Source organism: Bacillus sp. HMSC036E02 (genome assembly GCF_001836235.1).
Lineage (GTDB): Bacteria > Bacillota > Bacilli > Bacillales > Bacillaceae_G > Bacillus_A > Bacillus_A cereus.
This window is the reverse complement of the sequence record NZ_KV827869.1, coordinates 1-25,628: the sequence shown is the minus strand read 5'-3', so window position 1 is coordinate 25,628 and position 25,628 is coordinate 1. Positions and strand designations below refer to the sequence as shown.

Here is a 25,628-nt window from a genome sequence, read left to right as displayed (position 1 = left end):
AACGAGCAAATTGCGTTATGCAACTTGCCCGTTTTTCTTTTCGTTATTTTTTTTCTGATCACGATTCATTAATGGATAGAAAGCAAATCCAATTACGAATAAACCAATTCCGAGAAGGAACGTTTTTATATCGGATGCGCCAGTTTTAATAACCCATAGTGCGTAGCAAAGTGCGATAACTGCGACTATGCCATCTGTAATTCTTGCCCGCATTTCATTTTTATATGTTTCACCAGTTGCGACTAGTTTTAACTGGAAGATTGGTGAAACGAGATATGGAATGAGGTAGGCCAGTGTTGATACGGTAATAACGAATGTATAAGCTTCCGCAATGGTTCCTGATAATGTTGAGAATAGGAATACTTGCGACATAATGTTTGTTAATCGTAATGAGTAAATTGGACTTCCTTTTTTATTTGTTTTCGTGAAGAAGGAAGGGAAGAAACCTTCTTTTGCTGCTTGATAAGGTACTTCTGAGCTTAATAAAATCCAGCCTAAGATAGAACCGAACAGGGAAGTAAGAGCAAGTAATGCCATCAGTTTCCCGCCGCCGTGACCCATTGCAGCATTTAGTGCATCTGCTAATGGACGTTCAGAAGCTTGTAATTTATCAACGTGAAGTACACCCATTGTTAAAATTGTAATTCCTAAGTAAATCGCAACTGTAATAAGTAATCCCGCAACTGTTGCACGTTTTACCGTTTTTGGAGAAACAGCACGGTTTGATAAAAGAACGGCTGATTCAATTCCGATAAACGCCCAAAGCGTTGTAAGAGCAGCTAAATTTACTTGTGAAAGAAGACCATGTGATGCACCTGATTTATCAATCATCGGTGTGTACCATTGTCCAAACTTAGAAGCTTCGAATGCAAATAACGTAACGACGATGAATAAAAGGAATCCAGTTACTTTCGTTGTTGTTGCTAAGAAGTTTAGTTTTCCAGCTCCGCTTACACCATTTGTTAATATAATATGAGTTCCCCAAAGTAAGATGGAACAAATCGTAAATGTAATTAGTTTTCCGACTTCTACGTTAAACGAGCCGATTGAAAATAGTAGTCGCGTATCTTTCATAATTGGGAAGAAGAGTGATAAATATCCCGCAAATGATGTAATGATGGCAACGTTACTTGCCCAGTTTGCAACCCAATATCCCCATACCATACTGAAGCCAGCCATTTTTTTCTTTTTTGGTGTTGAGAATAAAGCATATGCATGACTTTGTGGCCCTGTCGTTAAATCAGGACGACGAATTGCTAAATTACCGAAAACAAGAGCTAGCATTAAAACACCAAACCCTGTGGTTAACCAAGCTAAAGTGACACCGAGTGGGCTTGCTGTTTGTGCCAACGTACTTGGTACCATGAAAATACCAGCGCCAACCATGTTACCGACAACGAAAGCTGTTAGTACCCAAAAGCCCCATTTTTTTTGTTGCATAGAAAAATACCTCCAAAGTTAGTATAACCAAGTCAAGCGAGGAGATATGTATGTCTTCCTGAATCAGGAAGAGAAGTCCCAAACAAAACAAAAAAAGCACGTAATTTGCCGCTACATGCTTTCTATCTTATAAGAAACCCACGACATACCTCTCGATAGCTCTCCACAAACGAAACGTTTGTGACAGTTCTGCACTTATTAAATGCAGACCCAGCAAGCGTGCATGGTGGACACGACTTACTTCGGCAACCATTCCTTTCTCATTCCTTCATCAATGCCACTACATCTCCTGAAATGATACTCTTAATGATTGCAACCTCTACCTCACCGAGATACGAATGAGGATTTAAATATTAAATTAACGTCTTTAAGAGTAACAAATGAATTTTTATACGTCAATGGATATAGTAATAATCAGATTATAGAGAACAGTTTGTGATTAAAAGTAAGAGGGATTGTTATGTGATATTTGAATTTTCGTAATATAATACATGTTATTAGCGCTAGATGATTGAAAAGGGGATGAAGTATATGTCTGTATGTCATAAACATTCAGTAATAGGTGTGCTAGATTCGGGTGTTGGGGGATTAACAGTTGCGAGCGAAATTATAAGACAATTGCCTAAAGAAAGCATTTATTATATTGGTGATAATAAGCGTTGTCCGTATGGGCCAAGAAGTGTAGAGGAGGTGCAATCTTTCGTATTTGAAATGGTTGAGTTCCTCAAACAGTTTCCATTAAAAGCGCTAGTCGTAGCATGTAATACTGCTGCAGCTGCTGCATTGAATGCGCTACAAGAAGCACTTTCCATTCCAGTTATTGGCGTTATACATCCAGGAGCAAGAGCGGCAATTAAAGTTACAAAGAAAGGGGAAATCGGGGTAATTGGAACTGTAGGTACGATAAAATCTAATATGTATGAAAAAGCATTACACGAGCTGGATACATATTTGGAAGTGCATAGCTATGCTTGCCCGACTTTAGCCACAGTTGTAGAAAATCAATTAGAAGATACAGCATATGTCACGCAGCAAGTGAAACAAGCTTTACTTCCATTAATGAAAGAAGATATAGATACGTTAATTCTTGGATGTACGCATTATCCACTTTTAGAGTCCTATATAAAAAAGGAACTAGGAGAAGACATAACGATTATTAGTTCTGCAGAAGAAACAGCGATAGAGTTAAGTACCATTTTACAGCACAAAGGAATTTTGTCTGACAATCTGAATCCGAAGCATCGCTTTTTTACAACGGGATCTGTTTTATCATTTGAACATATTGCTGAGCGATGGCTAGGGTATCAAATTTCTGTAGAATGTGTACATTTGCCTATGAAAAATGCGTGTATACATAATTAAGATTTAGTAAATTACTTTTTTAAATAAATGAGGTTCGTTTCATAAGAAGGAAAGAATAAGCTTTTAATTGAAGTGTTTAAGGGCAGTTCAATTAAAGGGGAGATTGGATTATGGAATTATTAAGATCTCAATTATTTGCTTTAGAGTATATTTCAAAATATGCAGAGAACGAAAAACGTGGGGCTAAAGCAACGATTAATCATATACTTAAAATGTCTAATATTACAGATGAAATATTTGAAGAAGCTGTCGCTAATTTAAAATCTCATGCAAGGATTGCTTTACACTTTCATCCAGACAGACTAGATTCGAATATGAAAAGTGTTGCTGAAGCACTGTTTGAGCAAGGAGTATATAAAAGTCAGTTTGAAACATTGCTATCTAATGGAAGCGTATCTGCTTATCCTGGTGGTGAACGTGACCTTTGGGAAAAGAGAATATTTGGAGGGGCATATCAATTAGAAGGCGTAACGAATGATCAACGGCCAAAATACGGAGCGCTAAATTTAATGTTACATCCAGATGGGCCGGCTCCGCGTTTTGGTTCATGTTATTTTCTCTTATCTCCAAAAGTTTCTTCGCGCTCTACATATACATATTTAGATTCGCATCAAGATCCGAAAGAAAAGGGGACTTATGAGGAGTTTGATATGATTTTAGCTGCTCTTTTGGAAGAGACATTCGTAAGAGATTTTGCAATTGGTGAAGGGAATTTGACTCCAACAAGACTCATTCATCATTTGCTGGATAACCTGGAAAGACCGTTTATAGATTTCGCAGATAAAGAGCCAGCCCGTAATCTTAATCATTATATCGAAGCGCAAATTCATGGAGAGATTTCTCTTAAAGAAGACGTAGAGGTGCTTGTTGCAGATCCTTCATTTAAGGGTACGGATGTAGGGAAAGTTTTAGAAGGAATTTGCCTGAAGTATGCGATTGATTTGTATTGGCACATCGGTTTTGTACTTATGGTAGACGAAGTTCCGATGGATTTTAGAGGTTCAAAAATGCCATCTTTAGCAAGACGCATTGCACGGAATCATTGCATCGATGCAAATATAATTGGCTCTGCTGTAGTGGATTTGAAACGCAATCCATTATCTTGGAGTGATCGTGGAACTTATGAAGAAGTGCTTCAGGAATTAAAATTATTATGGCATGTTTTAGTTCGATTTGGAAAACCAAATCGGAAGTAGAACGAAATACTCCGTTTTTCGGAAGTATTTATATAGAAAAGAAGCTGATCTATTTATAGATCAGCTTCTTTTTATAAGATTAAACTAAGTTTAATACAGTTACTTTTTCACGTGTCATAGACTCAAGGCTCTTACGAATACCTTGTGCGCCCATACCTGAACCTTTTACACCGATGAATGGGAAGTGGTCAGGGCCGCGCTCTGTGCGTCCGTTAATTTGTACAGAACCAGTTTCGATTTTGTTAGCAATTGCAAATGCTTTGTTAATGTCTTTAGTGAAGACACTTGCTTGCAGACCGAACTCTGATTTGTTAGCAATTTCAATTGCTTGTTCATCTGAAGAAACACGGATGATTGGAAGGATTGGGCCGAATGGCTCTTCCCAAGCAACTTTCATCTCTTCTGTTACGTGATCGATTAATGTTGGGTAAATTAAGTTACGCTCACGTTTGTTACCGATAACGATTGTAGCACCTTTTTCTACAGCGTCGTCAACTAAACCTTGAACGAAGTCAGCAGACTTGTCGTCAATTAATGGAACGATTGTGCTGTCTTGTTCTGGAGATCCAACTGATAGTTCAGCTACTTGCGCTTTTAATAAGCTAACAAGCTCGTCCGCTACGTTTTCGTGTACAAGTACACGTTTAATAGCTGTACAACGTTGACCAGAGTAAGAGAATGCACCGCTTACGATATGGTTTGCAGCATCTTGTAAGTCAGCATCTTCACGAACGATACCAGGATCTTTACCACCAAGTTCTAATACAAGTGGAATCATTGAAGCTTTTTTCGCTAAATGTTTACCTGTGTTTGTACCACCTGTGAACGATACCATATTGATGCCTTCGTGCTCTACTAAGTAGTCACCAATTACAGAACCGCGTCCTGTAGCTACGTTTACAAGACCTTTTGGAAGGCCAGCTTTGTGAAGTGCTTCAACCATTTTAATACCACTAATTGCACCTTGAGTTGCTGGTTTGAAAATAACAGCGTTACCCATAATTAATGCTGGTGCAAGTTTTGCAGCAGATAAGTTTACTGGGTAGTTAAATGGTGCGATTGCTAATACAACACCAAGTGGTGCGCGTTGGATAATCGCAAGTTTCGATTTTGTACCGCCCGGGAAGCTATCGCCCATCATGCTTTCTCCGTGCATATGTAAAGCTTCTTCGATCGTGTAACGAATGAAGTCAGCTGTACGAACAACTTCTTTCTTCGCATCTTTATATCCTTTACCGACTTCTTTCATAATGATATCGGCAATTTCATCCTGCATATTTACGAGCTCATCAGCCCATTTATATAAGTATTTTGCGCGATCTTGTAGGGAAGCTTCAGCCCATGATTTTTGAGCTTCTTTTGCAGATGCAATTGCTTCATCCACTTCTCCGCGAGTAATTGCTTGTACTTGTCCAATTACTTCGTGTAAGTATGGAGATGGAATTTCGATTGTTTCTCCTGAAGAGCTTTCTCTCCATTCTCCGTTTAAATAAAATTTGTACGTATTGCTAGTTGTCATGATTAGTCCTCCTAAAATAGCAACTTGTAAGAGTGAGTATAAGGTGATTGTAGGGGGTTTGATAACATTTTTCAAATGAAATGTTTGTGAAAACGATTTCTTATTCTTTTTTTATTTTGTATGCCCTTTCTTACAGAACATTCCCTTATTTCAAAATGGTGTATCATATATTTTTATTTGAAGTGTGAAAAAATAATTGACAGAATACTCAATAAAGTTGTAAGATTATAAATGGAAAATAAATGAAGGGGGTGTGCGTAATGATTGTAATCGTAAATGTAATGGGCTTAGCTCTGTTAAATGGCAGAAAACATTCATATCATTACGCAACCCGTACGGATATATAGGGCATCTTTGTCTTATAAAAAGCGTACGTTGCGTATATCGTAACGTACGCTTTTTATGCATTCCTGTGCATATCGTCAAGCGGCGGTATGCTTTTTTTTGTTTATTTTCCCTTGTTTAGTTCCGATAAAAAACTTTGGAAGGTGGAAAAATGTGATGAGATTGTATGGGTTACGAAATGTAAATGTGATGGGTCTGGATAGTGGATAAAGAAATGAGAGGTAAACGAGAACGAGAAGGGAGAGGTTACATTGTTATCAGTATTACTAAAGTTAAAATGGTTTTTTAGGGAGCACTGGAAGAGATATAGTATTGCTATTGGAGCTCTTTTAATTGTGAATATAGTTGAAGTTATTCCCCCGAAAGTGTTAGGGGTTACGATAGATAATATAAAAACAGGAACGTTATCGAACGAAGCAATTATGCAATCTATTCTTATTTTAATAGGGGTTACAATCGTTGGGTATGGTCTTACTTTCGTATGGCAACATCAATTGTTTGGAGGTGCATTTGTACTTGAGAAAACGATGCGCTCTAAATTTATGGGGCATTTACTTAAGATGACGCCGACTTTTTATCAAAAAAATCGTACTGGCGACTTAATGGCGCGGGCAACGAATGATTTAAAAGCAATCGCTATGACAGCTGGTTTTGGTATATTAACGCTTGTGGATTCTAGTTTATACATGCTTACGATCGTTTTTATGATGGGATTTACAATTAGTTGGGAGCTTACATTTGCAGCGCTTATTCCGCTTCCAATTATGGCGTATGCGATGAATATATATGGAAAGAAATTGCATGAAAGATTTACCGTTGCGCAAGATGCGTTTGGTGATATGAACGATAAAGTGCTTGAATCAATCGCTGGTGTGCGTGTTATTCGTGCATACGTACAAGAGAATGCAGATGAGGAAAGATTTCATCACTTAGGAGATGACGTCTACGAAAAAAATATGAAAGTAGCGAGAATTGACGCATTATTCCAACCAACTGTGAAAATGCTTGTTGGCCTTAGTTATTTAATCGGTTTAGTGTACGGGGCATATCTTGTATTTCAATCAAAGGTAACACTTGGTGAACTTGTTTCATTTAACGTGTATTTAGGGATGATGATTTGGCCGATGTTTGCAATTGGTGAATTAATTAATGTTATGCAAAGAGGAAATGCTTCGCTTGACCGTGTGAATGAAACGTTAGCGTATGAACCAGATGTAAAGGATCCGAAACATCCAAAGCTTGTGCAAGAGCCGGATTATATTCAGTTTGATGACGTTACCTTTTCATATCCTTCATCAACTGAAACAAATTTAAAAAAGGTTTCGTTTACCTTAAAACAAGGGGAGACGCTTGGGGTTGTCGGAAAAACAGGAAGCGGGAAAACGACGCTTGTACGTCAGCTTCTTCGTCAATATCCACTTGGAGATGGAGATATTGCAGTTTCTGATGTGACATTAGATAAAATGACGAATGAAAATGTACTCGGCTGGATTGGTTATGTACCGCAGGAGCATATTTTGTTCTCAAAAACAGCGCGAGAAAATATTTTATTCGGAAATAGGGAAGCGACTGAAGAAGAACTAGAGAAAGCAATTGAAATTGCTGCGTTTAAAAAGGATTTAGAGTTTTTACCAGAAGGGTTAGAAACGCTCGTTGGAGAGAAAGGTGTTTCTTTATCAGGAGGGCAAAAACAAAGGATCTCGATTGCAAGAGCTGTTATTCAAAATCCAGAAATTTTAATTTTGGACGATTCTTTATCAGCTGTAGATGCTCGTACGGAAGCAGCGATCATTGAAAATATAAGAACGGAAAGAAGCGGAAAGACGACGATTATTACGACGCATCGTTTATCAGCAGTGCAACATGCGGATTGGATTCTCGTTATGGATGAAGGCGCAGTTATAGAAGAAGGTACGCATGCTCAGCTTATCCAAAAGGGAGGCTGGTATGCTGAACAGTTTGAAAGACAACAAGGTGAAAGTGAAAGTGCGGATAGTGGGGTGAAAATATGAGCGTTTCAAAACGATTGTTTCAATACGCGATGAAAGTGAAAGGGACGATTTTTGCTGCGATGTTAATGTTATTTATTTTCGTCATGGCAGAGCTTGCTGGTCCTTTCGTCGCTAAAACGATGATTGACGATCATATCGTCGGGATAGAGAAACCTTGGTATGAAACAGAACAGAGTGAAGATGCTGTTTCGTATAATGGGGCTTTTTATAAGCGAAGTGATCACTTTGAACAAGGCGAGAAAAAAGGAAAAGAAGTACGCGTGATGCAAGTCGGTTTTCAATATTATTTTGTACCGAATAAGGTAAATGTGGAAGGGTCACGTACTGTAAAAGGGGATATGATTACCGTTCAAAATGGTAAGGCGGTGCAAGTGTATAAAGCGAAAGCATTAACAAAGGAAGAAGTATTTGCATTTTATAAGCCAGAAATAAACCGTCTATTATTACTTGGTGGTGGCTATTTCGCTTTATTAGTAGTCGTGTCATTATTTGCATACGGAAAGCAGTTCTTCTTGCAAAAGGCAGCGAACAAAATTATTCAAATTATGAGGGAAGATGTGTTTTCTCATATTCAAACGTTGCCAATTCGTTACTTTGATCATTTACCGGCGGGGAAAATTGTTTCGCGTGTGACGAATGATACAGAGGCCATTCGTGATTTATATGTAACGGTGTTGGCAACATTCGTTTCTAGTATCATCTATATTATTGGGATATTTGCTGCGCTATTTTTATTAGATGTGAAGCTCGCTTCATTATGTTTATTAATTATCCCAATTTTAATTGTTTGGGCGATTCTTTATAGAAAATACGCGTCTGTATACAATCATAAAATGCGCTCTCGTTTATCTGATATTAACGGAACAGTAAATGAATCCATTCAAGGGATGCCAATTATTCAAGCGTTCCGTCAAGAGCGTGAAACGAAAAAAGAATTTGAAGAATTAAATGGCGATTATTTTAAGTATCAAAATAAAATTTTGAATTTAAATGCAGCAACTTCTCATAATTTAGTATCCGTATTAAGAAATATCGCTTTCACAGGTGTGATTTGGTATTTCGGTGGCGCTTCATTAAGTGCTACAGGCGTCATTTCTCTAGGGATACTGTATGCGTTCGTTGATTATTTAACACGATTGTTCTCACCGATTACAAATATGGTGAATCAGCTTGCTAACTTAGAACAATCGCGTGTTGCATCAGAGCGTGTTTTTGAATTGTTAGAGGAAAAAGGAGAAGCAGTAGAAGAAGAGCGTATGCCTCGCTTACAAGGAAATGTGAAGTTTGATAATGTATCGTTTTCTTATAATGGGAAAGATGAAGTGTTAAAAAATATTTCTTTTGAAGCGAAACAAGGGGAGACCGTGGCACTTGTCGGTCATACTGGATCAGGAAAAAGTTCTATTATGAACGTACTCTTTCAGTTTTACGAGTTTGAAAAAGGAAAGCTTACGATTGATGGTCATGATGTAAAAGAGATGCCGAAACAAGCAACTCGTGAACATATGGGAATTGTACTGCAAGATCCTTTTTTATTTAGCGGAACAGTAGCATCTAATGTAAGTTTAGAAAATGAAAAAATTTCAAAAGAGCGCATCGTAAAAGCATTGCGTGATGTTGGTGCTGAAAGATTTGCGAACAATATAAATGAAGAAATTACAGAAAAGGGAAGTACGCTTTCCACTGGAGAACGTCAGCTTATTTCGTTTGCTAGGGCGCTCGCTTTTGACCCAGCCATTTTAATTTTAGATGAAGCGACATCTAGTATCGATACAGAAACAGAGGCGATGATTCAACAAGCGCTAGAAGTTGTGAAAAAAGGAAGAACGACATTTATTATCGCTCACCGACTTTCAACAATTAAAAGCGCAGATCAAATTATTGTGCTTGATAGAGGAACCATTTTAGAAAAAGGGTCTCATGATGAGCTAATGAAAAAGCGCGGGCGTTATTATGATATGTACAAAACGCAAATGGAAGGGAATCAGAGCGCTTAATAGGTATGGGAGAGAACTTGTGATTTTCACAAGTTCTTTTTTTAGTGAATCAGGGCAGTTAAATAAGAAGTATTATTTTACCTTTCGTACAATAAATGCTATATTAAAAAATGTTACTTATTTTTTGTATGTAGCGTTATTTTTCCCTTTTGTTTGATTATGAAGAAAAAGGATAAACTAAATAAGAACATTTTCATTGAAAAATTGTTCAAGATTGCATACAATCAATATAGTTTTTAAATTCCTATCAGAATACTTGGAGGATTACTATCATGAAGAAATTATTTTCAGTGCTTGCAGTAACTACATTAGCGATCGGGATTGTAGCCGGCTGCGGTAAAGAAGAGAAAAAAGATACAGCTAGTCAAGACGCGTTACAAAAGATAAAACAAAGCGGTGAACTTGTAATTGGAACAGAAGGTACATACGCACCGTTCACATTCCATGATTCAAGCAATAAATTAACTGGATTTGACGTTGAACTATCAGAAGAAGTTGCAAAACGTTTAGGTGTAAAACCTGTATTTAAAGAAACACAATGGGATAGCTTACTTGCTGGCCTTGATGCAAAACGTTTCGATATGGTTGCAAACGAAGTTGGTATTCGTGAAGACCGTCAAAAGAAATATGATTTCTCTAAACCGTACGTTTCATCTTCAGCGGCATTAGTTATTGCAAAAGATAAAGATAAGCCTGCTACATTTGCTGATGTAAAAGGATTAAAAGGAGCACAATCTTTAACGAGTAACTATGCAGATATCGCTAAGAAAAATGGTGCGGAAATTATTGGTGTAGAAGGATTTAGCCAAGCGGCAGAATTATTAGCTTCAGGACGCGTTGATTTTACAATTAATGATAAGTTATCAGTATTAAATTATTTAGAAACGAAAAAAGATGCGAAAATTAAAATTGTAGATACTGAAAAAGAAGCTTCAGAAAGTGGATTCTTATTCCGTAAAGGTAGCGATAAGCTTGTACAAGAAGTAGATAAAGCGTTAGAAGATATGAAAAAAGACGGTACGTATGACAAAATAACGAAAAAATGGTTCGGTGAAAATGTATCTAAGTAGTGCATTGGTTTCAGATCGATTGTCTACTTGGATAGATATTATGCAGACTTCCTTCATGCCTATGCTGAAGGAAGCTGTTTTTACAACAATTCCATTAACGCTTATTACATTTATTATCGGGATTATACTGGCAACGTTAACAGCGCTCGCACGTATTTCTGGTAGTCGTATTTTACAATGGATTGCTCGTATCTATGTATCTATCATTCGCGGAACGCCACTTCTTGTACAATTATTTATTATTTTCTATGGTCTTCCAACTCTTAATATTGAAGTTGAGCCATATACAGCAGCAGTTGTTGGATTTTCATTAAATGTCGGTGCATATGCATCTGAAATTATTCGTGCTTCTATCCTTTCCATTCCGAAAGGGCAGTGGGAAGCAGCTTATACAATTGGGATGACATATCCACAAGCATTAAAACGTGTTATTTTACCACAAGCAACGCGCGTATCAATCCCGCCGCTTTCGAATACATTTATTAGCTTAGTGAAAGATACTTCGTTAGCATCGTTAATTTTAGTAACAGAAATGTTCCGAAAAGCGCAGGAAATTGCGGCGATGAACTACGAGTTTTTAATTGTTTATTTTGAAGCAGGTCTTATTTATTGGGTTATTTGTTTCTTATTATCAATCGTACAACAGATGTTAGAAAAGCGTTCAGAACGCTACACATTAAAATAATCCTTTTACAAAAGGAGTTTTTGTTTTTATGATTTCAATTCAGCACTTACAAAAAAGTTTCGGAGATAATACCGTACTAAAGCATATAGATTTAACAGTTGAGAAGGGGGAGGTTGTTGTTATTATTGGTCCGTCTGGATCTGGTAAAACGACATTCTTACGTTGTCTCAATGTATTAGAAACGCCAAACGCTGGTAATATTCGTATCGGTAATAAAGAGCTTAACTTCTCTCAAAAAGTAACGAAGAAAGATATTGTTAATCTTCGTACGCAAACAGGTATGGTATTCCAGCACCATAATTTATTCCCGCATTTAACAGCACTTCAAAATGTAATGGAAGGGCTCGTTACAGTGAAAAAGATGGGGAAAGAAGAAGCAAAGAAAAAAGCACACTATTTCCTTGAAAAAGTTGGTTTAGCAGATAAAGTGGATTTATATCCGTTCCAATTATCAGGCGGACAGCAACAGCGCGTTGGAATTGCGCGCGCGCTTGCGATGGAGCCGGAAGTGTTACTATTTGATGAGCCGACGTCAGCGCTTGATCCTGAACTCGTTCAAGAAGTTCTGAAAGTAATGAAAGAACTTGCTAAAGAAGGCATGACAATGGTTATTGTAACGCACGAAATGCGTTTTGCACATCAAATTGCGAACCGTGTTATTTTCATGGATGGTGGTGTCGTTGTCGAACAAGGTACACCAGAAGAAGTATTTACAAATCCAAAAGAAGAACGTACGAAGAAGTTTTTACAAATGTTGCAATAAATTAAGGAAGGTCTCAAGGCATATGCCTTGAGACCTTTTTGCCATATATATTTATTTGTGGAATCCGCCAAGGCTTTGCTCAGCCATTGCAACTAGACGTTTTGTGATTTCTCCACCAACTGAACCGTTAGCGCGAGCCGTAGAATCTGCTCCTAATTGTACACCAAATTCTTGAGCGATTTCGTACTTCATTTGATCGATTGCAGCTGTTGCACCTGGTACTACTAATTGATTTGAAGAATTTTGGTTTGCCATAGGAATATATCCTCCTTAGAGTTATAAAAGTTTTTTTGGTTGGACTAGCTGGAGTTGAACCAGATTATCGCCCCGATTGGCGCTAATCCATCGGTAATTAAGTTTGTACTCATAGTATGGATGTTACCTAGAAAGATATACAAAATAATAATTTGTAAATTTTGTCAAAAAAACTTATTGATTTCGTAAATTATGAAATAAGAGTAATCGTTGTATTTTTAAGAAAACAGGCCAAACTAAGGAGGATATTAAATATAATTTTCTCATTGTAGCCTGCTACTTGTAGGCTAATTATTAGCTTCTTATATAGGATTTATTGAAATAAAAATGAAATCGGTAGCAACTTTATAGTTCTATTTTTAAGTAGGGATGGAGTGGGCACTCCTATGTCTGGATAGGTTGCTCTCTTCACTCTAAAAAAGAGAGGCTTTAAACGATAACGTATGGAGGAATCATGATGGGGATTTGCCCGCTTTGCAACGCATTAGAATCACAAACATATTCTTGTCAAAATTGCCAAAGTATACTCCAAGATTATGGGAAGTCTGTAGATTACATAGACGATTATAGTGCCTATATGGATCAAGAATTATTAAGTGCAGTAGATGGTTTAACGCATAATAATTCAAATGAATATTGCAATCATATTTTTTATTGCGGAGTATGTAGCGTGGAAACTGAGGTTGTAGTAAAACTTGTGTAAATAGAAAACTTCCACCTTATTATCTAGGTGGAAGTTTTTGTTTTTGTATTTGTGAGTGAATCATAGGAGAAGGGATATGTTCGGTGTTTGATGAAGCCCCTGATTTTATTTGAGACATTTTTTCCTTTGTATCACGTAAAGAATGTTCAGTTAAGTAGACGGCATATTCGTAAAATAATTGGCGTGTCAGTTCACTTTGTTCTTTTAATTTGGCATCTTGGAATACAGTTCGCCCAGGTTTAGAGTTGGCTTCAAATAACCACGGATTTTCCTTTGTGTCTAAACCGATATCGAAACCAATCTCACCGATGTTTCCAGTTACTTGCTCGTCGAGTGCATAACTTATTTGCAGAGCTGTTTGTTTTAATTTATTTTCAATTTGAACTTGCTTCGTTGAATCTGGAAAAAGCTCTTGTAGCAATTTTGTATTACCGCCGCTATTTACATGCGTTGTTAAACTGCCTTTGCCGGCGATTTTGGCGACGATTGCACTAACTATCCAATTACCGAAATGATTTTTATTTGTATGAATGCGGAAATCAACAGGTTGACCATCAAAGCGAAGTAACGAAATACCTTGCTGTACGATAAACTTTTTTAAATCATGCCCTTTTAATACGTGGTTTAGAAGAGTTTCTAATGATTGATACTTTCTTAGTTTATTTTCTTCATTTTCGCGATAACGACAGTAGTAGCAATTCTCTGTTTGAGAATAAAATATTTGATGAATATTTCTACCGAAGCTCCCGTGTATTGGTTTCATGTACACAGATTTATACGTGCCAAGAAACCGTTCTACTTGTTCAAAATGCTGAAATGCTTCTGTGTTTGGTAATAAGGGTCTAATTGATTCGTCTTTCATAAGAAGTTGATGAACTTCCCATTTGTTGAAAAAACCTGGGTTAAACCATGGAATGGAGTAGTCTTGTTCTAACTTTCTTTTTGCTCTGACGATTGGTTTATAATTTTCCGCTTGTCGATTCGGTAATCGATCGTAAATGACGTTTGGTAAAGGGACCTTTTTCTTTATCCATTGTTTCTCTTGAAAGAAATATCCTTCAATCGTTTCTTCTTCCCAGTTTATATGTTGAACGCCAAAGACGAATACGAACGGTCGTAATGAGAATGGTGGTGTTAACAACTCACTGAGAGCAATTGAACGATTTCCTAAAGGATTAGAAGAATCATCGTTAAAGCCAGTTGTGAAAATGCCGATTAATGGTCCGAAAATAATTGTTTGGTTTTGTGTGAATGCATGAATAGTAGTTGATTGAGGTAGTAAAAGTTTATCGGCAATATGTTTTCCAATAATAATTTCGCGAGTAAAGGAATAATGAATTTTTACTTCTTCACTTGCTATATGACGTATGCCGAAGGAGAGGGATGTAATAGGTGGCGTAATAGAAAAAACGTAAGGTAAAGTAATACTATTTGGATGTTCATCTGAAATGTTTAATGTATATATATGTTCTTTCAAAATAGGTTTACCTCCTTTCATTATGGTGTAAAGCGACTGAATTTAAGTGGTCCGTGAAATATCTTTTCAGCTAATGAATCACTATGACGAATGTATTGTTCGTAAGGAGGGATCGTGTTGACATACATAAGCCAGATTGCACCTTTTTGATCCATAATTGTGGAAAGTTCTAGTTCAAATAACGAAGAATAAGACTGATCTAGTGTTTGGAATACTTCATTTATAATGTCGTGTAAAGCGTCGTGTAATAGTTGCACACCTGTACTAGATAGTACGTATTTAATTTTTGAAAATGAATGTAATGAATCATCGTCCGTTGTTGAGGGTAAAAGCTGATTAGGAAATGAGCTTTTTTGTATAAATTGACCGATAACATTCCAAGTTTGTTCTTTGTTTTTTTGCAAAATGGTTCGAATGTGCAGTGGATATGTTAATTGATTTGGTGGTTGTAGCATAGTGTGCGCTATGTAACGTGATGAACGTATGTTAGATTTACACCAAGATATAAATTCGTCTGTGCGTTTGATTGGAATAGAAGTATGGTATTTTTCATTTACCGTATCGATCTGAAACGTTTTATTTTTGTAAGCGACTCGATATAAGTTATCTTTAGAATGTATATTAGTGGGGCGTATAATAATATCTTTAGTTTTTAACAACAGTTTGAAAATGTTTTGTATCGTCGCAATTTCAAATTTTGGTATATAAGGAGACAGTTTTTTATTAGTGAGAAATAAATCATGTAGTTCACTTGAATTAATAAGTGTGTTATTTAAAAAGGTAGTGGAAGGACGATTGTGCAAAGAGTGAATAATTGATTTTACTTTTTCAAAGTCTGTTTCCTCTTGAAAAGAATAACGATCATATATATAAGAAGGAATAGGGAATGTTTGCTTTTTCCATTTTCCTGTATCTGTATCGTAAATAAGACCAGAAACAAGGTCTGTTTTAGGATCAATACAAAATGGCGTAAACTGGGCAACGACATTATGATAAAGCCGAGCGCGTTTAGCGATTTCGGTGTAATACGTTTGCTCATAATGAAGTTTAGAAGTTAAAAGGCCGAGAACCAACGAAATCACTCCTTTACTACTATTTGCATAATAGGCGAAGCTATATATTGCAAATACGTTTTTATACCATTATACTTTTGTCCGTATGATGATATGCTATAGTTTTGGAGTAGTGAAAGGTTGATTGTAATGAATATATGGTTAAATATGTTAACGACGACAGGACTCGGAGCAATTATTGGAGGATATACGAATCATTTAGCGATAAAAATGTTATTTCGTCCTCATCGTCCTATTTATATCGGAAAGTTTCAAGTTCCATTTACACCAGGGTTAATTCCGAAGCGGCGTGATGAACTTGCTGTTCAATTAGGAAAAATGGTTGTAGAACATTTGTTAACACCAGAAGGAATCGGAAAAAAGCTAACAAATGAAGAGTTTCAAAAAGGTTTAATTCACTGGGCGCAAGTGGAAGTGGATAAAGTAATTACGAATGAACAATCACTGCGATATATGTTAGAAAAATGGAATGTAGCACATGTAGAAGAAGAAGCAACTCGAAAAATCGAACATGTGATTACAGAAAAAATTCATGCATTTTTAGCAGAGTATTATACATATACATGGGAACAGGCTTTACCTCATTCTGTACATGAAAAGATAGAGAATGCGATTCCGAATGCCTCGGCGTTTATTTTAGAGCGAGGAATTAGCTTTTTTGAAAGTGAAGAAGGGAAAGCGCGTCTTTCAAAAATGATTGATGATTTCTTTGCTTCTCGTGGAACGCTACTTAACTTAGTTGGGATGTTTTTAGGAAATGTGAGTCTAGTGGATCGTGTGCAGCCAGAAGTTATTAAGTTTTTAGGGCAAGATGCTACAAAGCAGCTTTTAACTGACGTACTGCAAAAGGAGTGGGAAAAGTTAAAAGGAAGAGATGTAAAAGAATTAGAAGCATTTGTAGAGAAAGAAATGATTGTAAGCTCCGTGCTGTCAGCAGTTAAAGTAGAGGAAACAGTGAGTAAGTTTTTTAATCAATCGGTTCAGCAAGTATGTGAACCAGTTCGAGAAACAATTATTGAAAAAGTGGTTCCAAGTGCAGTAACGAAAGGCTTAAAGTGGGGAACAGAAAACGTAGAGAGTATACTAAACAATCTACACCTTGCGGAAATTGTCCAGCAAGAAGTGTCTACATTCTCAACAGAAAGATTAGAAGACTTAGTTCTGTCTATTACGAAAAACGAATTAAAAATGATTACGTATTTAGGAGCGTTATTAGGCGGAATGATCGGGCTCGTACAAGGATTGTTACTATTGTTTCTTAGATAATAAGGTGAGTACATAGAAATAAAAGTGAAATTTCTTCACATCTCTTGCATAGTTTGATATGGTAAGAAGAGGTGCGTATGTAAATGCACTGAAAAGGCAGTGCGTATGAAAAGCGCTAGCCTTCTAAAGGAGGAAAAATAAAATGACAAAGAACATTCATGATGTTGCATATGAATTACAAAAAGCAATCGCTGAAAACGATGACTTCAAAACTTTAAAAGAGAGCTACGCAGCAGTTCAAGCTGACACAGCTTCAAAGAACTTATTCGATGAGTTCCGTACAATGCAACTTAGCCTACAACAAAAAATGATGCAAGGCCAAGAAATCACTGAAGAAGACAACCAACAAGCACAAGAAGTTGTAGCTCGCATTCAACAAGATGCTAAAATTACAAAATTAATGGAAACTGAGCAACGCCTAAACGTTGTAATCGGTGACGTTAACAAAATTATCATGAAGCCACTTGAAGAATTATATAGCGCGCAACAACAAGCGTAATAGTGGAAGACGCTCCTAGTTTAGGAGCGTCTTTTTTGTTTAGGGAATTTAATAGTTATATCACAAAAACTCTCTTTCAAAATAGCCATTTCTTATTGATTATTTTGAAAGGGATATGTAACACATCGGTTAATTTTTTTTATTGCTGTTAATTGAAGTTTTAATATTTTTTTCGTTCAAAAACTTTTCAATCTCTTTTTGTTTCCTCCCATTTATTTTCTCAAGGCGTTTCGTAAAAGAAAAATTCGCCTTGAATAAGTTACCATCTTGGGCGAGTTTGTCTAACTCTTGATCTAGTTCTACTGAAAGTGCTGTAGACGATGAAATAAATTCATATATTTCTTTTGAAGGCTTTTTGTAATCATCAGGGATTGTATTGTTACTAATAAAATTATGGAAGTTTGCATCATTTTGCTTCGCTAACTCTATTAGTTTTTGTAATTTTTCTCGGTCAGATTCAGTGAAATTCTTATCAGAATTTGTTGAAGCGAGAGGAATTATATTTTCAGCTAACTCCCAACTATAATCTATATAATTTTTTATATTTTGTTTCATTTCGTCTTCACTAATAGTTTCATTTTTCTTTGAGGAACTAAATATATTTTCTGGAACTTTAATAGCAACATCTTTAATAGATTGTACATCATTTTTTTCCTTAGGCTGTACACTGTTTGAACAAGCTGATAGAAATAACATTGTAAGTAACATGAATGGGTATAAAATATAATTTTTCATCTTAATCTCCTTTTGCATTAGTGTCGTTGCAAAATAGCTACATTCCATTTCAAATACTTAACTAAAGCTACGTATAGATGTTTTATTATTTGATAACATATGACTGATATTAGTAAGCCGATGCAAAAAGCTATGAATACATTGTAAACATCGGAATAACTGATTTGGTGAAACCCTTTAAAGAATCCTAATCCTATTAATAAAATAGGCGAAATAATTAATACTGGCGTGGCAATGATAAGTGCTAGAAGAATCGGTAATAAAAAGAGTAGTACGAAAAAGGCGATAATGATACATATAAAGTTTAAAATACTTAAGCTCATAACAGAAAACAGTGCTGTCATAATATTTTTTAGGCTGCGCCTATTGTCAGCGTTACTTATTACATATGAAATATTAAGTTCTTTAGCGATAGTTTTAGGGTTTCCTAGCTTTTTAGAAATTTCCTCTTCAGATATTCCATCTTGTTTACCACTAATAAAATGAGTTTCGTACTCCGAGATAATATCCTCTTTTTCTAAATTAGGCATATTCCGTAGGGAAGAACTAAGTTGCTCTAAAAATTCATTTTTGTTCATAACAATCACTTTCCTTTATAAAATGATGAATTATGGCTGAAAATCCTATCTTTTTTCTAAACAGCACACTCAATCTATATCTACTTTTTGAAAGGAGATATACTAATTGTGAATAAAATTCCAAATGATGGGTATTCCATTATTTACAAATATATCACTTACTATTATTCTTTGCAAGGTACTATAAATTTGTTAATAATGTGAATAGGTGGAAGTATTTTTGTACATTTTTAGAAGAGATATAAAAATGTTATTTTAAGATAAACAAAAGGTTGTAAGCGTATTCTTTAAATCTTGTCAAAATAATGTCGAATTCATATTGTTGGAAAAATAATGCATTTGTAATATAATGATAAATGATACTTCACCAGCTTAATTAACTAGGTGAAATTAAAATCTTTATTACACACATTATGAAATAAAGGGATGATTAGTTTTGAGTACAGGTGTAAAAGCAAACGACGTGAAGACAAAAACAAAAGGAGCAGATCTTGTTGTTGATTGTTTAATTAAACAAGGTGTTACACATGTTTTCGGTATTCCAGGAGCAAAGATTGACTCTGTATTTGATGTATTGCAAGAAAGAGGACCAGAGTTAATCGTTTGTCGTCATGAACAAAATGCAGCATTTATGGCAGCTGCTATTGGTAGATTAACAGGGAAACCGGGCGTATGTCTTGTAACTTCAGGACCAGGGACATCAAATTTAGCGACAGGTCTTGTTACTGCGAATGCGGAGAGTGATCCCGTTGTTGCTTTAGCTGGTGCAGTACCGCGTACGGATCGATTAAAACGTACGCATCAATCTATGGATAATGCTGCACTATTCGAACCAATCACAAAATATAGCGTAGAAGTAGAGCATCCTGATAATGTGCCAGAAGCACTTAGTAATGCATTTCGAAGTGCGACTTCCACAAATCCGGGAGCTACTTTAGTAAGTCTTCCGCAAGACGTTATGACTGCGGAAACAACTGTAGAGTCTATCGGTGCGCTTTCTAAGCCACAGCTTGGAATCGCTCCCACACATGATATTACATATGTAGTAGAAAAAATAAAATCAGCGAAATTACCAGTTATTCTACTTGGTATGAGAGCGAGCACAAATGAAGTGACGAAAGCTGTTCGTAAATTAATTGCGGATACAGAACTTCCTGTTGTTGAAACATATCAAGCAGCTGGTGCGATTTCACGTGAGTTAGAAGATCATTTCTTCGGCCGCGTTGGATTATTCCGTAACCAACCAGGTGATATTTTACTAGAAGAAGCAGACCTTGTTATTTCTATCGGTTATGATCCAATCGAGTATGATCCAAAATTCTGGAATAAACTTGGCGACAGAACGATTATTCATCTTGACGACCATCAAGCAGATATCGACCATGATTACCAACCAGAGCGTGAATTAATTGGTGATATTGCCTTAACGGTAAATAGCATCGCGGAGAAATTACCGAAACTTGTATTAAGTACGAAATCAGAAGCGGTATTAGAACGATTACGCGCGAAATTATCAGAACAAGCAGAAGTTCCGAACCGTGCTTCGGAGGGTGTTACGCATCCACTTCAAGTGATTCGTACACTTCGTTCTTTAATTAGTGACGATACAACTGTTACATGTGACATCGGTTCCCATTCTATTTGGATGGCGAGATGTTTCCGTTCTTATGAACCACGTAGATTATTATTTAGTAACGGTATGCAGACGTTAGGTGTTGCACTTCCTTGGGCAATTGCTGCTACTTTAGTAGAACCAGGTAAAAAAGTAGTTTCCGTATCAGGTGACGGTGGTTTCTTATTCTCAGCGATGGAGTTAGAAACGGCGGTACGTTTAAATTCTCCAATCGTCCATCTTGTTTGGAGAGACGGCACATATGATATGGTTGCATTCCAACAAATGATGAAATACGGCAGAACATCAGCTACAGAGTTTGGTGATGTTGATCTTGTTAAATATGCGGAAAGTTTCGGGGCGTTAGGTCTTCGTGTTAACACGCCTGATGAATTAGAAGGGGTATTGAAAGAAGCACTAGCAGCAGACGGCCCTGTCATTATTGATATTCCAATTGACTATCGTGACAACATTAAATTAAGCGAAAAATTATTACCAAACCAATTAAACTAATGGAGGCAGATTTGAGATGACTGTTGCGCAATTAATTGATATTGATGCAAAAAAAACGAAAACGAGTAATGAAGTATATCAAACATCTACAATGCTTGCGCTATTAGATGGTATATATGATGGTGTAATTAGCTTTGAAGATTTGAAAAAACATGGTGATTTCGGCATCGGCACATTTGATCAATTAGACGGTGAAATGATTGCATTTGATAATGGATTTTATCATTTACGTTCAGACGGTTCAGCGGAAAAAGTAGAGCCAGAAGAAACAACGCCATTTGCAACTGTAACGTTTTTTGAAAAAGAAATGAGTTATACGGTAGAGCGTTCGATGAATCGTGAAGAAGTTGAAGCGTTATTACATGAATTAATGCCAAGTAAAAACTTATTTTACGCTATTCGAATGGACGGTACGTTCCGTGAAGTAAGAACGAGAACTGTTCCAAGACAAGAAAAACCGTATACACCACTCGTTGAAGTGACGAAATCGCAACCAATCTTTTCGTTTGAAAATACAGAAGGTACGCTTGCTGGATTTTGGACACCAGATTACGCACAAGGTATTGGGGTAGCTGGATTCCACTTACATTACATTGATGATGAAAGAAGCGGAGGCGGACATGTTTTCGACTATGTTGTAGAAAACTGCACGATCCAAATTTGTCAAAAAGCTCATATGCATTTAGCACTTCCAGAAACAGCAGATTTTATGGCGGCTGAATTATCAAGAGAAAACTTAGAGGATAATATTGCAACTGCGGAAGGTGCGGAGTAAAAGGAGAAGACTGTTCCACTTTGGAACAGTCTTCTTTTATTTGTCGGTAAGTCGATATCGTTTATTTCTTTGAAACAAACGGATGTCCCTCATAATAAAAACGCCACGGATAATGTACAGCTTCTTCTGCATAGTCGATATTAATACGAGGTCCTGCTGTTATTTTATATTGTAATGATATGTGTTCTTCTTTTGGAACTAATTCAATATGTAACGTATCACTTTGTAACGATACACCGCGTTCTTTTAAAGTGATGCCAAGTGCACGGCATAGTTTGCCAGGACCGTTCGTTAAATTTTTGTACTGCGCTTTTGTAATTTCTGTCTTATTGTAGCGCGCTAGTTTTATTTCTTCTATTCCATCTACCGGCTCAAGAGCTCGAATGAGAACACCTTGCGGGGTGCCCACTGGCGCTGTAATAACGTTAAAGCAATGATACATACCGTAAATTAAATATACGTAAGCATGCCCTGGTGCACCAAACATAACTTCTGTGCGATCTGTTCGTCTGCCTCCGTAACTATGTGCGGCCTTATCATCTGGGCCTTTATATGCTTCTACTTCTACAATGATTCCGCTTCGCTTTATTCCGTCTACAATATGAACAAGTTTTTGCCCGAGTAATTTTTTTGCGACTTCTAACGTATCGCCTTCATAAAAGGAAGGAGGTGCCTGCATTGTACTATCTCCTTTACTAAGTGTATATGTATATAGTAAACCAAATTTTCAGTAGTAATTCTAACTCGTTCTATTTATCGGGTTTATTTCATAAATTATGGATAGAGTACAACAGCGAAGAGGGGGAGTGCGACATGATTTATCGCTTACTAGCTCTTAATATAGATGGGACACTACTATACAACAATGGAAAAATTGCAAAAGGATTAAGAGAAACAATTGAATTTGTGAAAAGAAAAGATGTATACGTTACGTTATTTACGAGTCGTAATTTTCAATCCGCTCATAAAGTAGCAAAGGCGTTAAAATTAGATTCTATATTAGTGACACATGGTGGTGCTTTCGTTTCAGCAACGTTAGATAAGCCGTACGTTCAAAGAAGATTATCTGAAGAGAAGACTTTTAACATTGTGCAAGTGTTAGAGCACTTTGATTGTAACGTACGTATTTCTCATGAACGGTTTTCAATAGGAAATCGTGAGAGAAATACACCAAACTTAATTGCGCGCACTGTATTATCAAGCGCAGATCCGTTATTTTATCCAGTTCAATTTGTAGATTCGTTAGGTGACGCGCTTCGTGACCATCCGGTAGCAGCGCCAAAAATTGATGTTCTTTTCCAAAGTAAAGGTGAAAAAGAAAGAGGACTGAACACATTAAGAAAAGCATTTCAAGATGTAGAGTATGTTGAATGTGATTCAAAACGAATAGAAATTTTACCGCAAAATGTATCAAAGTTACGTGGATTACAATTGCTTGGAGAGCATTTAAATATTTCGCTAAATGAAATGGTTGCGATTGGAGATAGTATGGAAGATTTAGAGATTATTGAAAACGTGGGACTTGGGGTAGCAATGGGGAACTCGCCTGTAGAATTAAAGCAAGCAGCAGATTGGATTACACGTTCAAATAGCGAAAACGGTGTAGAGTATATGATTAAAGAGCATTTCCGTAAGCAATTCCCGCTTCCGTTTTTGAAGAATCATAAAAATACACCGAAACGATGACAGAAAAACGTAGCTTTTTGGCTACGTTTTTTTGTTTATCTTATTAAAAACAGTGAAAGCGTTTTAAAATATGAATTGTGTATGAAATCTATACAATTCACTTGAATCCTTTAGAAAACTAATGTAAAGTGAATGATGTTGCCAAAATAGTTACACCACATGAAATATTCTTCAGATTAATTTTATTGGGCTCCCATACGTAAAAGTATTTCCGCATGACAGTTTAGTTCAAGTATTATTTCAAAAATGAATTGTAGCAATCTTATTAAGTAGTTGTAGTGTTTCTTTGTTTTATTTAAATGGATTATTTTAAGTTAATGTGAGTAAGGTTTGGTACATATGATATGTACTTCTTTTTGTGGTTTTAGGAAGTTTAAAAGGGGGAATGAATTTCTTGAGGAAATCATTTAATCAAAAAATTAAAAAGTTAAGTAGTAGTTTAATAGTTGTATTACTAATATGTATGAATTTTTTAATCCACTTACCATTTAAAGCAGAGGCAGCTACAACAGAATTAAAAGGTTTAGGTGATGTATCTTATTACAATGCCATCATTTTTGGAGATCATAGTGCAACGAGTGCGGATATTGAAGGTGCGATGGCTGTTCAGAAAAATATGAACGCATCAAGTTATACAGTCGTAGCGGCTGCAACTGGAGCAAATAACTTAGCTGGAGCAACTTGGGTAGATGAAGGATATCCATCATTATTACTAGGCGGTCAATTTACGAAAGCGGGAGCAGGACAAGTAATTATTCAAGATGGAACAGTGGCGATGACAAAAGACGGTGACCCAGATGGCGCAATGAAAACATCATATGACCGTATCTCTTATAAAGAGCAAGCGGAGATTGATGCTAAGTTTAAAGAATTTAGAAAAGACGTTGATGGTGTAATCGGGGATGCAAGTAAACTACAGACTGATAAGCCAAAACCTAATATGAGCTTTGGCATCGGTGAAGATTTAAATAACCCTAATATTTATGTCTCTTCAGGCCAAACTGGAAAGAAAACATTTGATGTAAAAGACGTTTTTCTTCCGAATGTAGAGAATAAAGACTTTATTGTTATTTATTCAGATGCAGAAGAAGTGAGTTTTGGTGGCGGTGCAATTTTGTATGATACAAGAAATACTGGGATGGCGACGGATTTAATTAATACATCTCAAGCATACGATCCTAATTCATCTTTTACTGAGTTAGCTAGTAAGGTAATTTGGGTATTTCCTAATGCTACAAAGATAACAACTAAAGGTTATGGTGTAGTAGGTAGTGTGTTTGCACCTAATGCAGTTGTAGAAACAAAAGGTGGTTCTATTAATGGACAAGCCTATGTTGGAGGATTACACCAAAGAGATGGTTTTGAGGTTCATAACTTTAAATTTAACTGGCCAAAGTGGAATAAACCAGCAGTTGAAAAAGGACATCTACAAATTAAAAAAGTTGATGAAAAAGATGAAAATATTGTTTTAAAAGACGCAAAATTTGATGTTATAGACAAAGATAATAACGTTGTGGCTACTGTTACAACAAACGAAAAGGGTATTGCGGAAGTTAAAGATTTACCACTTGGTGACTATTTTGTAAAAGAAATAAATGCACCAGAAGGATATATAAAAGTTGATACACCAGTCAAAGTAACAATTGATAATACAAACGTAATTGAACTTGTTATGAAGAATACGAAAAAAGTAGAGAATGGCCAATTTAAATTATTGAAAAAAGATAGTGAATCTGGTCAACTTCTACCAGGTGCAAAATTTGATGTTATCGATAAAGATGGGAAAGTTGTGGAAACGATTGTTACAGATGATAAAGGTGAAGCCTTATCGAAACAACTTCCAGTTGGAAGCTATATATTAAAAGAAGTAGAAGCACCGAAAGGATATGAATTATCATCTAGTTCAGTTTCTGTTGATGTAGAGGCTAATAAAATAGTGACTGTAGATGTGGTGAATAAAAAGATCCCCGAAAAAGTAACGGGTCAATTTGAAATCGTGAAAGTAGATGCGGAAGATAAAACGAAAGTATTATCAGATGCAGAATTCGAAGTGTATAAAGATGGTAA

General features: G+C 36.3%; 22 protein-coding genes and 1 riboswitch. Of the genes, 14 read left to right on the top strand and 8 right to left on the bottom strand.

Going from position 1 to position 25,628, the window contains the following annotated elements; translation table 11 throughout:
- Positions 1-15: 15 nt before the first annotated feature.
- Entirely contained in the window at positions 16-1,440 is a 1,425-nt protein-coding gene (locus HMPREF2590_RS24375) for an amino acid permease (RefSeq protein ID WP_001186301.1), read from the bottom strand.
- Positions 1,441-1,588: 148 nt separating this feature from the next.
- Positions 1,589-1,770: riboswitch (Lysine riboswitch) on the bottom strand.
- 201 nt (positions 1,771-1,971) lie between these two features.
- On the opposite strand from HMPREF2590_RS24375, the gene racE reads away from it, so the two are divergent.
- Entirely contained in the window at positions 1,972-2,802 is an 831-nt protein-coding gene (gene racE / locus HMPREF2590_RS24370) for a glutamate racemase (protein ID WP_000109667.1), read from the top strand.
- A 110-nt stretch (positions 2,803-2,912) separates the two neighbouring features.
- Complete coding sequence (locus HMPREF2590_RS24365) at positions 2,913-3,998, top strand: DUF3626 domain-containing protein (protein WP_000422024.1); 1,086 nt, start codon at positions 2,913-2,915, stop codon at positions 3,996-3,998.
- Positions 3,999-4,077: 79 nt separating this feature from the next.
- Here the strand turns inward: HMPREF2590_RS24365 and gapN are convergent, their stop codons facing one another.
- Positions 4,078-5,517: an NADP-dependent glyceraldehyde-3-phosphate dehydrogenase gene (gapN, locus tag HMPREF2590_RS24360; RefSeq protein ID WP_000213634.1), complete on the bottom strand. Its 1,440-nt coding sequence runs from the start codon at positions 5,515-5,517 to the stop codon at positions 4,078-4,080.
- Positions 5,518-6,113: 596 nt separating this feature from the next.
- Between gapN and HMPREF2590_RS24350 the strand changes: the two genes are divergently transcribed.
- From HMPREF2590_RS24350 to HMPREF2590_RS24330, 5 genes are all read left to right on the top strand, one after another.
- The gene (locus HMPREF2590_RS24350) at positions 6,114-7,874 is read left to right on the top strand and encodes an ABC transporter ATP-binding protein (protein ID WP_000953785.1); all 1,761 of its coding nucleotides are present in this window, start codon (positions 6,114-6,116) and stop codon (positions 7,872-7,874) included.
- Positions 7,871-9,871 carry an ABC transporter ATP-binding protein gene (locus tag HMPREF2590_RS24345; protein WP_050821673.1) on the top strand — a complete coding sequence of 667 codons (2,001 nt, stop codon included), beginning with the start codon at positions 7,871-7,873 and terminating at the stop codon, positions 9,869-9,871. The genes HMPREF2590_RS24350 and HMPREF2590_RS24345 overlap by 4 nt, the downstream gene beginning before the upstream one ends.
- Before the next feature lie 272 nt (positions 9,872-10,143).
- Positions 10,144-10,941 (top strand): amino acid ABC transporter substrate-binding protein, encoded by a 798-nt coding sequence (locus HMPREF2590_RS24340; protein WP_003311772.1) that lies wholly within the window; start codon positions 10,144-10,146, stop codon positions 10,939-10,941.
- Positions 10,928-11,626: an amino acid ABC transporter permease gene (locus tag HMPREF2590_RS24335; protein ID WP_000281499.1), complete on the top strand. Its 699-nt coding sequence runs from the start codon at positions 10,928-10,930 to the stop codon at positions 11,624-11,626. The genes HMPREF2590_RS24340 and HMPREF2590_RS24335 overlap by 14 nt, the downstream gene beginning before the upstream one ends.
- 28 nt (positions 11,627-11,654) lie before the next feature.
- On the top strand, positions 11,655-12,389 hold the full coding sequence (locus HMPREF2590_RS24330) for an amino acid ABC transporter ATP-binding protein (RefSeq protein WP_000623608.1): 735 nt from the start codon (positions 11,655-11,657) through the stop codon (positions 12,387-12,389).
- Positions 12,390-12,440: 51 nt separating this feature from the next.
- Here HMPREF2590_RS24330 and sasP read toward each other — a convergent pair whose 3' ends face one another.
- Positions 12,441-12,644, bottom strand: coding sequence for a small acid-soluble spore protein, SasP family (sasP, locus tag HMPREF2590_RS24325; protein WP_000013338.1), 204 nt, complete (start codon positions 12,642-12,644; stop codon positions 12,441-12,443).
- A 457-nt stretch (positions 12,645-13,101) separates the two neighbouring features.
- On the opposite strand from sasP, the gene HMPREF2590_RS24320 reads away from it, so the two are divergent.
- The gene (locus tag HMPREF2590_RS24320; RefSeq protein ID WP_000510475.1) at positions 13,102-13,347 is read left to right on the top strand and encodes a hypothetical protein; all 246 of its coding nucleotides are present in this window, start codon (positions 13,102-13,104) and stop codon (positions 13,345-13,347) included.
- Positions 13,348-13,366: 19 nt separating this feature from the next.
- Here HMPREF2590_RS24320 and HMPREF2590_RS24315 read toward each other — a convergent pair whose 3' ends face one another.
- Together HMPREF2590_RS24315 and HMPREF2590_RS24310 are read right to left on the bottom strand one after the other, a co-directional pair.
- Positions 13,367-14,824 (bottom strand): YheC/YheD family endospore coat-associated protein, encoded by a 1,458-nt coding sequence (locus HMPREF2590_RS24315; protein WP_000658091.1) that lies wholly within the window; start codon positions 14,822-14,824, stop codon positions 13,367-13,369.
- 20 nt (positions 14,825-14,844) lie between these two features.
- Entirely contained in the window at positions 14,845-15,897 is a 1,053-nt protein-coding gene (locus HMPREF2590_RS24310) for a YheC/YheD family endospore coat-associated protein (protein ID WP_000242813.1), read from the bottom strand.
- Positions 15,898-16,026: 129 nt separating this feature from the next.
- On the opposite strand from HMPREF2590_RS24310, the gene HMPREF2590_RS24305 reads away from it, so the two are divergent.
- A complete protein-coding gene (locus tag HMPREF2590_RS24305) occupies positions 16,027-17,163 on the top strand; it encodes a DUF445 domain-containing protein (protein WP_061139776.1) in 1,137 nt (378 codons plus the stop codon).
- Between the two features lie 142 nt (positions 17,164-17,305).
- Entirely contained in the window at positions 17,306-17,662 is a 357-nt protein-coding gene (locus tag HMPREF2590_RS24300) for a YlbF/YmcA family competence regulator (RefSeq protein WP_000164610.1), read from the top strand.
- Between the two features lie 129 nt (positions 17,663-17,791).
- Here the strand turns inward: HMPREF2590_RS24300 and HMPREF2590_RS24295 are convergent, their stop codons facing one another.
- Positions 17,792-18,397 (bottom strand): NDxxF motif lipoprotein, encoded by a 606-nt coding sequence (locus tag HMPREF2590_RS24295; protein WP_003311776.1) that lies wholly within the window; start codon positions 18,395-18,397, stop codon positions 17,792-17,794.
- A 17-nt stretch (positions 18,398-18,414) separates the two neighbouring features.
- A complete protein-coding gene (locus HMPREF2590_RS24290) occupies positions 18,415-18,975 on the bottom strand; it encodes an HAAS signaling domain-containing protein (protein ID WP_030023509.1) in 561 nt (186 codons plus the stop codon).
- A gap of 436 nt (positions 18,976-19,411) precedes the next feature.
- Between HMPREF2590_RS24290 and alsS the strand changes: the two genes are divergently transcribed.
- Positions 19,412-21,100 (top strand): acetolactate synthase AlsS, encoded by a 1,689-nt coding sequence (alsS, locus tag HMPREF2590_RS24285; protein WP_000103523.1) that lies wholly within the window; start codon positions 19,412-19,414, stop codon positions 21,098-21,100.
- A gap of 16 nt (positions 21,101-21,116) precedes the next feature.
- Positions 21,117-21,875, top strand: coding sequence for an alpha-acetolactate decarboxylase (gene alsD, locus HMPREF2590_RS24280; protein ID WP_000215027.1), 759 nt, complete (start codon positions 21,117-21,119; stop codon positions 21,873-21,875).
- A gap of 61 nt (positions 21,876-21,936) precedes the next feature.
- Here the strand turns inward: alsD and HMPREF2590_RS24275 are convergent, their stop codons facing one another.
- A complete protein-coding gene (locus tag HMPREF2590_RS24275) occupies positions 21,937-22,554 on the bottom strand; it encodes a DNA-3-methyladenine glycosylase (protein ID WP_001148796.1) in 618 nt (205 codons plus the stop codon).
- Between the two features lie 134 nt (positions 22,555-22,688).
- On the opposite strand from HMPREF2590_RS24275, the gene HMPREF2590_RS24270 reads away from it, so the two are divergent.
- Both HMPREF2590_RS24270 and HMPREF2590_RS24265 read left to right on the top strand, forming a co-directional pair.
- On the top strand, positions 22,689-23,561 hold the full coding sequence (locus HMPREF2590_RS24270; protein ID WP_000640418.1) for a Cof-type HAD-IIB family hydrolase: 873 nt from the start codon (positions 22,689-22,691) through the stop codon (positions 23,559-23,561).
- 385 nt (positions 23,562-23,946) lie between these two features.
- Positions 23,947-25,628, top strand: a 1,682-nt coding sequence (locus HMPREF2590_RS24265) for an MSCRAMM family protein (protein ID WP_176748665.1), incomplete at its 3' end; no start/stop codon positions are given.

What these genes read in the sequence shown, in the direction of transcription:
- HMPREF2590_RS24295 (WP_003311776.1), bottom strand. Translation starts at nt 18,397, where the DNA reads ATGAAAAATTATATTTTATACCCATTCATGTTACTTACAATGTTATTT.
- HMPREF2590_RS24330 (WP_000623608.1), top strand. Translation starts at nt 11,655, where the DNA reads ATGATTTCAATTCAGCACTTACAAAAAAGTTTCGGAGATAATACCGTA.
- racE (WP_000109667.1), top strand. Translation starts at nt 1,972, where the DNA reads ATGTCTGTATGTCATAAACATTCAGTAATAGGTGTGCTAGATTCGGGT.
- HMPREF2590_RS24300 (WP_000164610.1), top strand. Translation starts at nt 17,306, where the DNA reads ATGACAAAGAACATTCATGATGTTGCATATGAATTACAAAAAGCAATC.
- HMPREF2590_RS24320 (WP_000510475.1), top strand. Translation starts at nt 13,102, where the DNA reads ATGGGGATTTGCCCGCTTTGCAACGCATTAGAATCACAAACATATTCT.
- HMPREF2590_RS24270 (WP_000640418.1), top strand. Translation starts at nt 22,689, where the DNA reads ATGATTTATCGCTTACTAGCTCTTAATATAGATGGGACACTACTATAC.
- HMPREF2590_RS24275 (WP_001148796.1), bottom strand. Translation starts at nt 22,554, where the DNA reads ATGCAGGCACCTCCTTCCTTTTATGAAGGCGATACGTTAGAAGTCGCA.
- HMPREF2590_RS24375 (WP_001186301.1), bottom strand. Translation starts at nt 1,440, where the DNA reads ATGCAACAAAAAAAATGGGGCTTTTGGGTACTAACAGCTTTCGTTGTC.
- alsD (WP_000215027.1), top strand. Translation starts at nt 21,117, where the DNA reads ATGACTGTTGCGCAATTAATTGATATTGATGCAAAAAAAACGAAAACG.
- HMPREF2590_RS24365 (WP_000422024.1), top strand. Translation starts at nt 2,913, where the DNA reads ATGGAATTATTAAGATCTCAATTATTTGCTTTAGAGTATATTTCAAAA.
- HMPREF2590_RS24290 (WP_030023509.1), bottom strand. Translation starts at nt 18,975, where the DNA reads ATGAACAAAAATGAATTTTTAGAGCAACTTAGTTCTTCCCTACGGAAT.
- sasP (WP_000013338.1), bottom strand. Translation starts at nt 12,644, where the DNA reads ATGGCAAACCAAAATTCTTCAAATCAATTAGTAGTACCAGGTGCAACA.
- HMPREF2590_RS24305 (WP_061139776.1), top strand. Translation starts at nt 16,027, where the DNA reads ATGAATATATGGTTAAATATGTTAACGACGACAGGACTCGGAGCAATT.
- HMPREF2590_RS24340 (WP_003311772.1), top strand. Translation starts at nt 10,144, where the DNA reads ATGAAGAAATTATTTTCAGTGCTTGCAGTAACTACATTAGCGATCGGG.
- HMPREF2590_RS24345 (WP_050821673.1), top strand. Translation starts at nt 7,871, where the DNA reads ATGAGCGTTTCAAAACGATTGTTTCAATACGCGATGAAAGTGAAAGGG.
- HMPREF2590_RS24335 (WP_000281499.1), top strand. Translation starts at nt 10,928, where the DNA reads ATGTATCTAAGTAGTGCATTGGTTTCAGATCGATTGTCTACTTGGATA.
- gapN (WP_000213634.1), bottom strand. Translation starts at nt 5,517, where the DNA reads ATGACAACTAGCAATACGTACAAATTTTATTTAAACGGAGAATGGAGA.